The following is a 15,458-nucleotide window of genomic DNA, read 5'->3' as shown; positions in this document are numbered from 1 at the left end:
GTGTTTATGAACATCATCTCCTGCCCATTACAACCACCTTCCCCCTCAGTATCGCCATCTGATGCCACCCAGATTATTTTTATCACAAAAACATGAAATCTCCGCCTCAAGATTCCGTCTTAAAACTAGGGATCATGGTGTAAACTGGGGTAGCTGGAGCATCCCGCGCGAGCAAAAACGGACCCCTCACATGCAAACCGATAACGCAGCAGATCTAAATCTTTTGCAAGCATACGTCACCAAGGGCGATGCCGCAGCCTTTAACACGCTTATGCAGCGGTATACCGGACTGGTTTACAACACCTGTCTGCGCGTCTTGGGAGATCGTGCATTGGCGGAAGATGCCACGCAGGAAACGTTTTATCGTTTGATGCGCAAGCCCGAACAGGTGACCAAATGTGTACCTGCTTGGCTTCATCGTGCAGCAACGCACCTCTGCCTCGATATGCTCCGCTCGAATAATGCCCGTAAAACTCGTGAACAAAATTATCATGCTGAGTTGGAGCGCAAACGAGCGAGAACACCTGAACAATGGGATCAAGTTCTGCCATACCTTGATCAAGCACTATCCGATCTGCCGGATGAAACGCGCACAATTTTGGTAGACCATTTCCTCATGGGTAAATCGCAACGGGAACTGGCAGTTGAATACGGTTACTCGCCAGCAACGATGTCCCGTCGTATGAAACAGGCAATGGAAGTCTTACGTCAACAGTTGTCTAAGCGCGGATTAGTCCTTGCAGTGTCGCCATTGATGATGCTACTCACTGCTTATGAAGCGCACGCGGTCCCAATCGCACTAGCCACACAGCTCGGCAAACTCACCATTTTTACCTCAACAACCTCTGCGGCTGCTGCTGCCTCTACCACCGCTGCAACCACAGGCCTATGGCTTAAAACCGGTGGCATTATTGTCGGTGGACTCATCATCGGCCTTGCCACAATCAGCTTTACCGGTATCGGCAACATAGACCCCAACAGTGCGACCGACACCGTGCTTGATGATCACATTATCCAACCCACAAAAAGACAATCTCAACAGATCATAAGTGAAATAAACACATCTAAGCAGCCTACACGTTCCATAACATCGAACGAAACCATCCAAATCACCCCGATGCTCAGCCATCTGCAATCAGACATCATCTGCCTTATCTCAGCCCCAACCACAGATGCCACCCATCTCACCGTCACCTATGCCGATACACACACAGTCACACTCCCCATCGATCAAGTCCGCACAGCTATCGAAAAACAGACCGGAAAGCCATTCGATCAAGTCATCAAGTCATCGCCACGCGTTACATATCCTACCCAGTGATGAACTTCTGACTCGCATACACCACCTCTTCTTAGAATTAGATTGTCTCTCCGCAAACTTATCGCACCATGCCACGGCTTGGTTTACGCCATGAGGCATGCCCGCCAGGCTTACGCTGATAGTACCACCATTCCACTAACAGAAATATCATCGCGATCCCTGCCATCCACCGCCATATTGGCCGGTCAATCTCGACCGCACTTGCTGCTACCGCGGTTTGATCCTCATTGAACGCTATCGTCTGTGCCGCCGCCAACATTGTTTCCTTCTTACTTAATAAACTCGCCCCCATCACTCGCGCAGGCCCATCCAATACATACTTGCCTACCTTCCGCGCCTTCACGCCACGCAACTCACCATCCAAATTTGTCTTCCCACCAATCCGCACCCCACCCGGTCCCTTCATCGTATACATCTTCTCCATCCCCAAACCACTAACAGATGCAAGCACACCCGTTTGATCACCTGTCTGCTCAAGCAAGCCACATTCATGCATCGCAATCTGCTTCAAGTTGTACATCATCATCGGCAGCGCCGGACCGAAACTTAGCGACGAACGATCCACATGATAAAGCATCTCGTACCGTAACCGCCCCTCTGCCCGCTTCCTTAGCATCAACGGCCCATGCCATCCGTCCATTAACACTTCATAATCAAGTGCAGCTAAATCTTTCTCGTTCTGTCCCTCACTGTACGTCACATGATCTGTCAACATCAACACAGACAATTCCAGATGTCGCAACAACTCCGATTGCCCCATCCAATCCACCACGCCATCACCTGTTTGATCAACCGAAAGCACCTCTTCCAATTCCTTCGGCACACCGCCAACATTCATCCGAACACGCGCACTGATTCCACCATCAGCCTCCTCGCCTCGGCTCATATCCACCACTGCAAGATCATATTCCCCGCCCTCTCCAGCATGGCTCCCACCAATCACATCCAATTCAACATCCTTCATAACACCCAATGCCCGCTCAAAATCCACTAAGCTCTCCGACACAAAAACTCTTAATTTCCGTGGTTTTTCTAGACGAATCGCCGCCCAGTTGTCGCTCACCATGGCATCATAACCATCCATTGCCAGCTTTACTTCAAGCAACCCCGCCTCATCCGTCGCTACCGTAAACGATGTACGTGCTTCCTCATCATGCTTTACCGCAATGTACTGCTTCTCATCAAACAATCGTTTACCATCCAACATCGCCACCAACTCACCGGTCATCTTCTTGCCATCATTTCCAGAGATCCCCACGAAAACTTCCCACTCACCTTCCTCTTCACTCCGCCTAGCGCGCAGCGCCGTGATCCCCGCGTTTCGTCCCGTATGCTCGAGCTGTTGATAATTCAATTCGTATGCCAACGAAATCTCTGACTTCTCAGCAAAGTTACCGTCGGAATATAAAATCGCACGGTTAAATCCCGTTCCTTGCCGTAATGCAGAAGTCAGCCGAAGCGCGTCCTCGATGTCACTTTCAACTTCCCATACGTCAAGATCATCCAACACATCCTGAAGCACACGCGCGTTATTCGTAAAATCCGTCAACTTCCGTGCTGAATCCGCCACCGCAATTAAACATACGCGCTGATGTGATTGCAATTGGTTTGCTAGATCACTAACCCGGCCTTTTGCTTCATCTAGACGCGACTTACCACCCAGCTCATCTCTCGCACCCATACTGGCAGAATGATCAATGATGATCGGAATATATTCAAAATCGTCGCCACCCCCCTTCACATAAGGCTGCATCGCTGCCAAGATTAGTAACATTAGAAGTAACAACTGCAACAACAACAGCAAATGCTTCTTAAACTTCTGAAACGGGCTGTTCACTCGCCGATCTTCTAACACCTGTTTCCATAGTACCAGTGACGGTACTTCAAGCCGCTCACGGCGCAGCTTCAAAAAATACAGCACCACCAATGGCGGAATCAATAAAAACAAATAGGCACTACCTAATGCTGTAAAACCCGGTATCATCGCGCCCACCCCTTCCTTACCAGTAGATCAAACAGCACGTACTGTAAATGGTCGGCTGCGCTAATAGATAAGAACCGTCCGCCACGCTTACGACAATGATCTTCCAACTGCCGCTCATATCGCAATCGATATTCTTGGTAGATTCCTACCACGTCACCCGCCGCCGATACATCAAGCGTTCCCGCACCTTCACTGTCTACAAATTTCAGATCGCCATCCAAATCTGGATTCACTTCGACTTCACTTAAAATTTGCATCGCAAAAATTTCAAGCTCACGCCCGCGCAATCTGGTTAACCCTGCGCCAACATCGCCATAGGTTAAAAAGTCGCTTAGCAAAACCGCCACGCCCTTCCCGCGATGTGTCCGTAGCACACGTTCAATGCCATTCTCAATCAGCTCATTCCCGCCGCCTTCAATTCCTTCAAGATACTTAAACAGCTTATGCATACTTCCGCGCCCACTGCATGGACGCAGACACTGCTGTGTATCTTCATCTACACCTACCACATACGCGCTCACCTTTTCATTGCCAAACAATCCCATCACACCCATTGCCGCTGCAATAGCTTTTGCCCGTTGCAGTTTACCTCCGAATAACATTGAGTTCGATCTATCAATGATCAGCACCAGTTGCTGTTCCTCTTCATGATGAAACTGCTTCAGGTATGGCCGGCCAAGCCGCGAAAAAATATTCCAGTCCACATAACGAATATCATCACCCGCTACATAATCTCGATAATCCGAAAACTCAGTACTCTGTCCACCTTTGCCAGACAAATGTTCTCCACGCATACGGTTCGTGAATTTTCGATTTGATTGAATCCGCATCCGTTCCACTCGCCCCAGCATCTGATTCGATAGCAATTCCGTCACACCACCCTTAAAAACATCACCCTTCCCTTCAATGCTGTCGCCTATTATGGAAGGTGCGCCCACCGCGTTGCTAACTTTTGCCGCCCCTGCCTTTAGTGTAGATATCGCGCCAATGCCACTGGTATCCTTTTGCTCAACTTTCGAAGCTTTAGGCTGCTGTGGCGCAGAAACATCGCCAGCTATTGGTGAAACCTTCACTTTCCGCTTGAGCGACGACAGATAACTCGCCCCTGAAGTATCGCCAGTCGCACCCGATTGATTCACTTGTTCATCGCGCTCAGCCAAACTGCGCTCCTTCTAATCATTGATTAGATTGACACTGAACCTGATCACATCTTTGCAACCTGCTCCACCAGGTGTGTTACCAAGTCCGGCACGCTCACGTTCTCAGCTTGCCCGTCATAATTCAAAAGTACACGATGTTGAAGCACCTCTACCGCCCATGCTTTGATATCCTCATGTGCCACATGCACACGCCCATCCGCCAGCGCACGCACGCGTGCTGCCTTGATCAAACTCTGCGCTGCACGCGGACTCGCGCCCCACTTCACAAAATTCCGCACCTCATCGGTCGCATACTCAGTATCAGGATGCGTTGCCAGCACCAATCGGCACGCAAAATCTCGTACCGCTTCCGCCACGACCACTTTTTCCAACACCGTCCCAAGCGCCATGATTCGCTTACCATCGACAATCTTGTTGATCGCGGCGGGCTTCTTCAAAATGGTGCGACTCACCACTTCATTCAACTCGCCACGATCCAAGAACGGCACACAAACCTTGAACATAAAACGGTCCAACTGCGCCTCTGGTAGCGGGTATGTCCCCTCCTGCTCAAGCGGGTTCTGCGTCGCCAGCACGAAGAACGGTAACTCCATCCGATATGTTTGCCCGCCAACGGTCGCCGTTTTTTCCTGCATTGTTTCTAATAACGCTGACTGTGTCTTTGGTGTCGCACGGTTAATCTCATCTGCTAAAAGCAGCTGTGTAAACAGCGGCCCCTTACGGAACTCAACCCGATACCCGCTGCCACTTTCATCACTACTCATCACATTCGTACCAATTATGTCTGCTGGCATCAGGTCTGGCGTGAACTGTACCCGACGGAAATCCAGTTCCAACACTCGGCTCAACGCCTTTACCAACTCTGTCTTGCCAAGCCCCGGCACACCTTCGAGCAACACATTCCCGCCGCAAAACATCGCGGTCAACACCGCTTCAACGACACGCTGTTGACCGATGATGACTTTTTCAACTTCATTGCGGATCGCCATGAGTTCCTGACGAAAGATCGCTGCCTGCTGTTCAAGCTCCGCATGGCTTCCGATGCTACCGACTGTTTGCTCGTTCATGTCCGTTACCCTTCATTATCTTGCTGCTCGCGCAGCGCTTGTCTTCTGGCTTTAAGTTTCGACATTGTTTCCCCACCCGCAGGGCCATCCACTTCATCTTGCTTTTCCGTACCAACGCCAACCGATTCTAATACGCGCTTAGCCCCTTGCTCATCCACCTCACGAAGATCTTTTTGTGCAGCTCGCGCTTTGAGCATTTCATCATCACCCGAGAGCAACGCTCCAACATCTTTCTTTCGGCTCAGCAGCGTACTGAATGTCTCTCGTGAAACTTCCCGCTCTCTGCCCAAACCAATCCAACCCCGCACTACTGTCCAATCCAATTGCACCCTACGGAATGCTACGTCCAACGGAACCAAACACGCCAAAACAATCAAGAACCAGTCAAAGACTGGACGTGATCGACGCTTGGCTTCTCGTTCAGTATCAAAAATAGCGCTCGCTTTTTCATCACCCTTCAGTTCACGACCACCTGTATTTGCCGCAATTTCTTTCATCGCAATCGGATTCGCGCGCAACCGTTTGTACTCCTGCGAATACGCTACCATCAATCCACCAAAAGATTTTTCGATTTCACCGCCACGATCACCTGCCACCGTCACGCGGTATCGTCCTTCTCCGCGCAAATCAAAAGACGCTTCATAACGTCGCGGGCCAACCTGTGTCAGCTCAATCCGTTCATTTTCCCCCGGCCCATCAATGTCCGCCTCAAGCTCCATGAACCCGCCGTCAGTCGAGTAATCTTCAACTAGGATCAATCCCCGCCCGCCGTTCGACATCACTTGCATTCGAAGTTGACTCTGCGACTTCACACGTGCCACATCTGTTACTAATTGATGTACAAACGCCTTGTACTGCGCCCATTCCATCCAGTCGTTCGCCCACCGTGGTGACAAGTCACTAGTAAACGCACTGGTCTTACCCAAACCATATCGCCATGTACTCAAAAGCGGCTCGCGATCCTCTTTCGCCGGCACATCCAAAATCACCGTCGATGTCGGCTTCGGCGTCACAATCGTATAACCGTGCAACGGCGGCATCGTATCAATGCCATCAAGAATCGGTGAAGGAAAACTTACTTCCGGCACAAACGTCTTCTCTTGAATCATACTCCGCCGAAGTGTTTTCGCTTCCTTCACAAAAATTGATGGCAATGTATTCGGATCACTCGGTTCATAAAAGCGGCCACCGGTTACACGCGCAATGCGTTTCATCTCTTGCGTCGTCGTGCCATGTGGAAACACAGCCACCGTCGAGACGCTGATCTTGTTTGCCACAAACTGGCCGAGCAGCGCCTTGGGCGCTGGCGACGGATCGCCATCCGAAATAATGATCATGTGCTTCATCGAAGCATCACTTTTCTTTAGCCCCTGTAACGCCATCCGCATCGTCGGCGCAAACGATGGCATGTCCCCAATCTGTGCGCCATTCAATTGCTTGGCGAGCATTGGATAGTTTCGTGCTGGCGTCAAGTGAAACAGCCACCGCTCACCACCCTCCCAATCAAACACCAACACACCAACTTCATCCTGCCCGCCCAACACCTTGATTGCCTGCTTGGTAATCCGCACACCCCATGTATTGCCATCTGCAAATTCACATGTGTGTAGGATGATCGCCAGCGCCGCCTTTGGTAAAACCTTCCGCTGCGTCACATCCATGCTCACCGGCAAGATCTCTTCGATCGTCGTCCGATGATATCCACCAGGACCATAACTGTTCTGTCCCCCCACCATCACAAACCCAACCCCATATTCATTCACCGCTTGCTTGAGCGCGCTCATCCGCATCTCACCAAAATGCTCCGCGCCAACATTCACAAACATCACACAATCATACGGCATCAGCGCCAACGGATCGTCCGGAAACGCAAACGCATTCATAACATCAACATCACGTTCGCTTTCTTCAAGTGCACGTTTGATATGCACCCAATCATCCTGCGTTCCGCCCGGCTCGACCACCAAAAGCGTTCGTCCCTCACCCTGCAGATATAGATAACTCACTGCCTTGTTGTTCTGCAGAATGCTATCCTCACTTGCTGCGGTCTGAATCGAAAGCGAGTATTCATAATACCCCGCTTGCCGCATATAGATCGGCATCTCAAAACGATTCTTACCCTTCTGATACTGCACCTTCTCTTGTGCAATCACTGAGCCATTTTCTAAAAGCGTCAGCTCACCCTCACCATCATTCGCCGCCCAAACAATCCCAACCGCCTTATAAGTATCACCGACCTTAACCATCTCAGCTCGCGGCAATTCCAACCGTTCGATCAGTACTTCCTTCTCGTAATCATAATCAACCGTCAGCACATCTACTGGAATTTTCTTGCCCGCAAGTTCTTCAAGTTGATCGCCATACGCACCCTGCGTCGACACACCATCACTGATGAGCACAATCCGCCCCGGCTTATCGCCTGGCAACATCGCGCCGGCAAGTGACAACGCTTTTTCAAGATCAGTCCCGTCCCGCCGTACCTGCAATGCGTATTCAACCGATCCTTCTTCATAAGGGAAAATTTTGCTCGGCGCCAATTCCACCACCGCTTCACCACCAAACGTCACCACTCCCACATCGTCGCGAGACGGCTTACCAGCAGCAACCTTAGCCATGAACTGCCGCGCGTTGTCTTGTGCTTCGGAGCCAATCGACTGGGATTGATCCATCACAAACACTACTGCTAACGAATCATCCTTCCGCACCATACGTGGCTCGGCCAACACGATCACAAACATTCCCAGCAAACATAGCCGCACCCAAAGCGCCGCTGTCCGCCGCCAACCTCGTAATCCACTGTAACCGCACACATCCATCCACCACACCCACACACCGATCGCTAAAAATCCAAACGCACCCAGCCACGTAAACATGACCCAATCACCTAAAACGGCAACACCACATCCACCTATGAACAAAACATAAAATACAATTAGCGGCAAAAGCATAGATGGCCGTACAACATCACGCGGAGGCGGAAAAACCGATCTCACCGCGTTCATCACCCATCCCATCGTACTGTCCCAGAAATTCTGCTTCATCCGATCATGCTTCTCTCATCTATACTTACGAATAGACACAACACTGCTTATTCTTCCACAACCTCCACCACACGGCGATTCTCCGTGTCTGCGACAATCACATCACCATCAACATCTACAGCAATCCCCCATGGTGTGCGGAACTCTCCCTCCCCGCTACCTGGCTTACCATAAACACCTTCCACCTCCTCCGTTTCTAAATCTACCCGAACATATCGCCCGCCACCCCATTCAATAACATACAACTTTCTCGCCTCGCCCGGCTTACCCCCAATTGCAATCCCATATGGATAATCAAAAAGCAACTCTCCCCACGTCCCTCGCAGCACATCACGTCCTGCACCTGCTTTCTCATCATACGTCTTTTCTTCAGCCACTCCCTTGCGTATCTGCTTCACCTTTCCATCTTCTTGTTGCTTCTGCCCAACCATCCTCAAGAACGTACCGTCCTTCTTGAACACATGTACACGCCCATTGATCGCATCGGCCACATAAACAAGATCACCATGCAATACTAAATCAGCCGCCCGCTGAAATTCGCCCGGCCCAACACCCGGCTTCCCGATCACTCGTAAATACTCACCCGCTTCACTAAACACCTGTATACGATCGTTCCCACCATACTCCGCAACATAAAGCTCACCCGTCTGCTCATCCTGTCGTACACACACTGGAAACTCAAACTGCCCTGGCCCCTTACCACGTTCACCACGCACTTCATCAATCTCGCCTGCAGCATTGAAAAATACCAAACGAAAATAATGCGTATCCGCTACCACCACACGACCATCACGTAACCAGGTTCCACCCTCAGGGTTGCCATCCTTATTCGTCGGCATCCACCATGTTCTAATCACCTCGCCACCGCCTGAAATTGAATCACCTTTAATGGGATTATTAAAAAACAACACACGCCCACCATTATCCAATACCAACACCTCACCGTTCTCATTCGCCGTTGCGCTTCGTGGCCCGGGAATACGCCCACTATCAGCAGGCATATTCCATACACGATTAGCTTTCACTTCCACCGGCTGCGCCCCATGCCCATCGCATCCCACCAAACCCATCACCACGCAAAACATTACCGCTAATCCCTGATGTCCAACCAGCGCATAGACACTTCTCTCTTTCTTTTCTTCTCGTTGTCTAGCTAGCTTAATCACCTTGCCTCATGACTCCCTTGTGCATCTTTCTTCACGTCAATCCCCACATCATTATCTATCACACCTTTTATCTTCAATCTCACACGCGCTCCCGGCTCAACCAAATCTCCTGTATGTATAATCCGTTTTTCTAACCCGCTAGCAATATCTCGAATCACCGTCTCCACCATCACACCCATGCGTACACTGCCTCGACTCACCAATCCGCTTGTATCCTCCCGTTTTACCGTTATACGCTCCGGCCGCACGCCCATCCCTGTCTCCATAAGCTTTCTTCCTGCTTCCGCGCCTAACCATTGCATACCCTCATCCTGCGAAAACCAATTCAACTCACCCACAAACCGCCCGACCTGCTCACTCACCGGATCATCATACGCATCTCGCGCCGCCCCACTCCATAAAACTTCTCCCTCATCCATACAGACGATCTCGTCCGCCTCGCGCATCACTACTTCCGGAAAATGTGTTGAAAAAACCACACTACTCCCAGTCTCTTTTCGCCACCGATGAATCTCTTCCCAATATCGCTGCGCATCAGCATGATTCACTGAAACCAACGGCTCATCCAACACCAACACCCCACACCCGCTAGCCAGCCCCCGTGCCAAACTCAATCTCGCCCGCTCTCCTCCCGACATCTGCCCCACATGCACATCTTCCTTCCCCTCAAGATCAAACCGCCCAAGCCAATCGCGCACCACATCCTTTACCCGAACATCTTTTTTCTTAATCCCGCTTACCATCCGTACATGCTCACCCGCTGTCACACCCGCCCACAAACCGCCGCTCTGCGGACACCAATAAACCAAATGTCGATACCCCTTCAATAGATCATGATGCAACACCACCTCACCTGCATCTGGCTGTTCAAAACCAACCAGCACGTTTAACAACGTACTCTTCCCCGCACCCGAACAACCCACCATCACCGTCACCCCGGATCGAATCTCAATATTCACTTCGCGCAGGCGATCACAACCACCTCGCCCCTTCATACGCACATCTTTCAGTGTCCAAATATGGTTCTGCTCACACATTAACCACCACCTTTCATCGCCCACCAACCCATCACGCGCATCACAACCGCATAACCACCACTCGTGATGTATCTCCCAACAATCACACATACTAAACACACAAACAAGCTACCCACCACCATAGCACTCAATAAATCACTTTCACCGTAATGCATCAGGTTATACAACCGCACACTTGCTGGCATGCCGCCCGCAGGATACAACACCGCACTTGCACTTAACTCAAAAAAGCCAAGCACAAACACATAACCGATCGCCCAATACATCGCCCGTCCCCGCATCTGCCACCAAAGCCCCCGTCCAGCCTGTTGTGACGCCGCATCCCTCGCCCCCATCATCAGCTTCGCAAGATGCGCTCCTTGTTTTTCACCTTGCCGCTGTTTAAGCAGCAACAACAACCAGCCCATCGGCAAGAGCACCATCACCTGTCCCACAACAATCGGAGCCGCACTGTCGTACAATCCGCGCATTACACCTGTCTGAAAAATTCTGACTACCACCAATCCCACACCCAATCCACCGAACAAACCCACGCCACCTAATAGCCCCATCAATCCGAACATTCCCCATCGCAATCCACGCAGTCCTCCCCTTCGCTGAATCAAGAGCAACAAACCGATCACAATAATCGTACTTAATCCTGCATATAATCCGCTTCTGCCGATCTCACCCCAAAACCGCCCGTCCACCACAAACCGTTTCATCCCACCTACGGCACTACGGATAACAAACCATCCCGTCCAACCCACCAATCCCGCCGAAAACATCACGCCTAACAACCCTACCCCTGCAATCAGCTTACCCAACCAAGATCGATCCTGTCTAATTGCTGAATAGATTTCACCAGACTCCGCTTCCAGCCCCACATCACCGCGTTGTTTATTTCGATGTACAAACCACGCACCAGCAGTCGCAAGCAGCGCAATTTCGCCTAACACCACCCACATCATCTGTTTACCAACTGAACCCGCACTCGCCCCACCGACCTGCGCATCAAACAACCACACCGTCCATGCCGGCCGGCCCATCAGTGAAGCGATCTCAAACTCGCCAAATACCAGTACGAATACCAAAAGCCACCCCACCACCGCACGATCAATCCATCCACTACACCACCACTTCAGCCTGCTCCACCATCCCACATCAAGCCCTGCAAGCGTTGCACCGTACCGCCCAGCTGAAACTGATCCAAACCCACGGCCCTTACCACCAATCATCATCACACCCATACATATCACCGCATACCGCCCGAGCAAAACACCCCCATAAACCATCTCATTCAGCCACGGAAACCGCACCAACCTGATTGACACCGCGCTAAATCCGTACCCCACCACCACACTCGGTAAAAGCAGCGCGGTCAACATCAAACCGCCGCCGCACCATATCCACCATCTATCTAACCACCCATTAGACTGTATCATTACGCGGTGAAAAACCGCCGCTGCACATCCACCTAAGATCATCACCGCGCACGCTACACCCACGCCCCGCCCCAAACTCCATAAACATGCTTCAAGAAAACTCAATCCGCCGCGTACTCCAATCAGTCTCCAGTGTAGTTGTTCTTTAGCCACGCCAGCGCCGCCGCACGCTTCTCACGCAACCCCGCAAGCGGATACGCATCCACCGCCCACGCGCGCAGTTCCTTCACTTCTTCGCTAAGCTTAGTTTCATCCACCGCTCCAAGTGGAATCTGTCGCGACTTGGAAGCCGCAAGCATCAACTCCACCTTTTCACTGAGCAAAAAATCGATCAACTGTTTGCCTGCCTCCGCATGCTCCGCACCCTTAATCAGCGCAACCGTATTCGGAATACAAATCGTTTGCTGCTTCTCCCCCACACGCACCGGCAGCATCGCCACCGGCTTGCCCGCATCCTTCGCCACATAAAAATCATCCGTGTCCGTAAAACCCAAATCACACATCCCCGTCGCCACCAGATTCTTCACCACACCGTTCCCCCCCACCTCGACCAATCCCCGTCCGCGCCAATCTCTATGCCAACCCGCAGAACTAAATTCATCCAGCAAATCCCACATTACCGCGTAATGACTCAGCGTCGTACCGTACATCGGCTTCGCCATCGCAACTCGACTCATATCATCTTGCCATCCCGCCGTATCGTTTAACGCATGAGACCAACCCATCAACGAGCTATACTTCAACCCAAGCCGCCCGCGCACCGCTTCTTCTTCCGCCTTCATTTTCTCCGTGTTCACAATCAACACACGCAATCGCGCGCCAAACCCCGCATACAAACCATTCGCATCCTTCAAACCCACCGGCATTCGCTGCCAACCCTCGCCCTGATATGGCTCAAGTACCCCCTGCTCGGCTAACTCAGCTGTCCCTAAAAGCTGATTGTTCCAGAACACGTCGCACACTGGCTCCTCCCGCTCAAACAAAATCAATTCCGTCAACCCCAACGACTTCGTCGATTCTGTATCGTATTTCACCCGTACCCGAATCCCGGTTTCTTTTTCAAACGCGGTCAACACATCTTGGGCAAAAACCGAATCATGCGCACAATAAACCACCACTTCCTCACGTGCATCACCACAGCCCACCACGCCCCAACACAACAACATCAGCCCACACCACACCGCCATCAAACGCATCAACCTCATCAATACATCCCGCTTTCTATCTCATGATTAGATATCAATCTACCCAACCTGCACGACCTAACCTCAAAAACGCTAAACCCGTCATTCTTTCTTTTCTGATGACTGCACCTCATTGACCATCTCGTTGAAATATTCCTTCACCGACTCAGCATAACCCGGCGGGATCTCCTGCCGATCTATCGCTTCACTCGTTTTCTGACTTACTTCCATAAGTGACTGCTCATACGTCCGTTTCGCTTCACCCTTCGGCGCTTTTTCCTTGGTCTTAATCTTCATCAAGATCCGGCCCTGCTGCATCTGACTTTTACTGAACTCCGTCTGGTAAGCTGTCTTCAACGAATCATTCGTCGGCGCTACACCCCCGCGTCCACGCCCCGGCCCTCCCATACCACCGCCTTGCCCCTGAGCCGCCGTATTCGCAAACGCAGACTGACACTGCCCACCGCCACTGCACTGACCACTTTCACACTTGGATAGCTGAGACATGTACCACTTCTTAAAATCACCCATACTTCCACCTTCGCCCGGCTGCCCCTGCTGTCCACTCTCGCTCGGATGATTCGCATTCATCTGCTGCGCCATCTGCGCTGCCTGCATCGCCTCTTCTAACGCCTGCATATCACGCATATTCTGCGCCATCTGCTGCATCTCTTGCTCCGCTAGCCCCAACGACTTCGCCATTGCCTTCATCGCATCCTCGTTCATCCCTTGCATCTGCGACATCTGCATCTGCTCTGCCGCCTGCTTTAACGCCTGCTGCATCCCCGGCGACTGAGCCTGCGTATTTTTCATCATCTCACTCAATCCCGCCAACCGCTCCTTCATCTCCTGCTTCATCGCCTCGCGCTTGGTCGCATCCTTCTCCTGCGCAATCTGCTTCGCCAACTCCTTCATGCTCTTCAGTTCTTTACTCAATCCCTTAGGCTGCCCTTCCTTCATCTCTTTCGCCCATTCATTCATCCGCGGATCAAGCTTCCCACCGAACTGCTGACTTCCACCCATCTGCTTGCGGCTACGCTTCGACTGCGCCGCCTGCATCTTCTGCCATTGCTTACCAAGCTCCATCTGCATCGCCGCCAATTGCTTCTGGTTCCCCTTCTGATCGTGCTGTTTCAACTTCCGGAATGTCCGCTTCAGCTCATCAAGCTGCCGTGTTACCGCGCCACTGTTCTTCTTTTTCAGCCCCGCCTTAGCCAGTGCTACCTTCCGCCTCTCCATCTGCTCAACCTGCTTCTTCAAGTGCTCCTTCCGCTCCGTCAGCTTCTTGCCTTCCTCCTGATTACCAAACACATCCATCTTAGGAAAAAACAACATCAAACCCAATACGAACACAATCATCGCACCAGCTTTAACACCACGCCCCCCAGCATCCAACGGCACGACCTCTTTCGCCCGCACTTCCCCCGCCTGCAACTCCGCATCGCGTATAACAAGCGGCGCAAACGCACCTTCTTCCGGCGTCATCGTGCTCGCGGTCAAAAACAAATCCTTTGTCCCGAGATGCCCATCTAATCGCTTCGCACCTTCTGCATCACTGACACGACGGCTAAACACCATCCCTCCCAACACCGCACCCATAATCCCCACACCAAACACCCACCAATCCATTCCAATAACAATCTCTCCCGCCCAACCCATCAGCCGGCTCACAACCACCCACGCGCAAACCATCATCCCCATCACCATCCACCACCGATATACACCACGCCCCATCACCTCCAAATGCAGCCGTCGCCGCACCGATGCAATCGCCTGCCTACTTCGTGACCCCGTTCTATGTTCATCATTCATTTCAGCCCCGCTCTCTCGCAGTTCTGTTTGCCCATATATGATCCGACAAGCGCACAAATAACCCTCGCCACATACCTCACCCTCCCCATCATCTATATAGACGGATTATCCCAAGAATTGTTTCACATCGCCATCATTCAACCCATAAATCCCTCGTCCCACATCTCAAACCGCCTCACCGCTCTCAACACGACATTCATGCCAACCCTACAATCGCTCCGCAGTACCAACCCCCAAATCCCTGCCTATGATTAAAACGTTG

10 protein-coding genes are annotated in these 15,458 nt (G+C 51.6%); 1 reads left to right on the top strand and 9 read right to left on the bottom strand.

Translation table 11 applies throughout. The features are described 5' to 3' along the window. Positions 1-190 precede the first annotated feature (190 nt). Positions 191-1,321 (top strand): RNA polymerase sigma factor, encoded by a 1,131-nt coding sequence (locus ACQ6WK_RS00695; RefSeq protein ID WP_432798819.1) that lies wholly within the window; start codon positions 191-193, stop codon positions 1,319-1,321. Positions 1,322-1,379: 58 nt separating this feature from the next. Here the strand turns inward: ACQ6WK_RS00695 and ACQ6WK_RS00690 are convergent, their stop codons facing one another. The 9 genes from ACQ6WK_RS00690 to ACQ6WK_RS00650 all read right to left on the bottom strand — a co-directional run bounded on the left by ACQ6WK_RS00690 (position 1,380) and on the right by ACQ6WK_RS00650 (position 15,196). Beyond that, positions 1,380-3,305, bottom strand: coding sequence for a vWA domain-containing protein (locus ACQ6WK_RS00690; protein ID WP_432798818.1), 1,926 nt, complete (start codon positions 3,303-3,305; stop codon positions 1,380-1,382). After that, positions 3,302-4,465: a DUF58 domain-containing protein gene (locus ACQ6WK_RS00685; protein WP_432798817.1), complete on the bottom strand. Its 1,164-nt coding sequence runs from the start codon at positions 4,463-4,465 to the stop codon at positions 3,302-3,304. Before ACQ6WK_RS00685 ends, ACQ6WK_RS00690 begins: the two co-directional genes overlap by 4 nt. 44 nt (positions 4,466-4,509) lie before the next feature. Then, on the bottom strand, positions 4,510-5,532 hold the full coding sequence (locus ACQ6WK_RS00680; RefSeq protein ID WP_432798816.1) for an AAA family ATPase: 1,023 nt from the start codon (positions 5,530-5,532) through the stop codon (positions 4,510-4,512). Positions 5,533-5,537: 5 nt separating this feature from the next. Further along, the gene (locus tag ACQ6WK_RS00675) at positions 5,538-8,573 is read right to left on the bottom strand and encodes a glutamine amidotransferase (protein ID WP_432798815.1); all 3,036 of its coding nucleotides are present in this window, start codon (positions 8,571-8,573) and stop codon (positions 5,538-5,540) included. A 47-nt stretch (positions 8,574-8,620) separates the two neighbouring features. Further along, entirely contained in the window at positions 8,621-9,739 is a 1,119-nt protein-coding gene (locus ACQ6WK_RS00670) for a 6-bladed beta-propeller (protein WP_432798814.1), read from the bottom strand. After that, on the bottom strand, positions 9,736-10,776 hold the full coding sequence (locus ACQ6WK_RS00665) for an ATP-binding cassette domain-containing protein (protein ID WP_432798813.1): 1,041 nt from the start codon (positions 10,774-10,776) through the stop codon (positions 9,736-9,738). Before ACQ6WK_RS00665 ends, ACQ6WK_RS00670 begins: the two co-directional genes overlap by 4 nt. Beyond that, the gene (locus ACQ6WK_RS00660) at positions 10,776-12,353 is read right to left on the bottom strand and encodes a hypothetical protein (protein ID WP_432798812.1); all 1,578 of its coding nucleotides are present in this window, start codon (positions 12,351-12,353) and stop codon (positions 10,776-10,778) included. The genes ACQ6WK_RS00665 and ACQ6WK_RS00660 overlap by 1 nt, the downstream gene beginning before the upstream one ends. After that, positions 12,323-13,405 (bottom strand): extracellular solute-binding protein, encoded by a 1,083-nt coding sequence (locus ACQ6WK_RS00655; RefSeq protein WP_432798811.1) that lies wholly within the window; start codon positions 13,403-13,405, stop codon positions 12,323-12,325. The genes ACQ6WK_RS00660 and ACQ6WK_RS00655 overlap by 31 nt, the downstream gene beginning before the upstream one ends. An 81-nt stretch (positions 13,406-13,486) precedes the next feature. Then, positions 13,487-15,196, bottom strand: coding sequence for a hypothetical protein (locus tag ACQ6WK_RS00650; RefSeq protein ID WP_432798810.1), 1,710 nt, complete (start codon positions 15,194-15,196; stop codon positions 13,487-13,489). Positions 15,197-15,458: the final 262 nt, after the last annotated feature.

Origin of the sequence: Poriferisphaera sp. WC338 (genome assembly GCF_050931845.1) — a bacterium.
Classification (GTDB): domain Bacteria; phylum Planctomycetota; class Phycisphaerae; order Phycisphaerales; family Phycisphaeraceae; genus Poriferisphaera.
Note: the sequence above shows the minus strand (reverse complement) of the source record. Positions and strands in the feature narration are given on the sequence as shown.

Coding starts and splice junctions, on each gene's coding strand:
- ACQ6WK_RS00690 (WP_432798818.1), bottom strand. CDS start 3,305: ATGATACCGGGTTTTACAGCATTAGGTAGTGCCTATTTGTTTTTATTG.
- ACQ6WK_RS00650 (WP_432798810.1), bottom strand. CDS start 15,196: ATGAATGATGAACATAGAACGGGGTCACGAAGTAGGCAGGCGATTGCA.
- ACQ6WK_RS00655 (WP_432798811.1), bottom strand. CDS start 13,405: ATGAGGTTGATGCGTTTGATGGCGGTGTGGTGTGGGCTGATGTTGTTG.
- ACQ6WK_RS00675 (WP_432798815.1), bottom strand. CDS start 8,573: ATGAAGCAGAATTTCTGGGACAGTACGATGGGATGGGTGATGAACGCG.
- ACQ6WK_RS00665 (WP_432798813.1), bottom strand. CDS start 10,776: ATGTGTGAGCAGAACCATATTTGGACACTGAAAGATGTGCGTATGAAG.
- ACQ6WK_RS00695 (WP_432798819.1), top strand. CDS start 191: ATGCAAACCGATAACGCAGCAGATCTAAATCTTTTGCAAGCATACGTC.
- ACQ6WK_RS00680 (WP_432798816.1), bottom strand. CDS start 5,532: ATGAACGAGCAAACAGTCGGTAGCATCGGAAGCCATGCGGAGCTTGAA.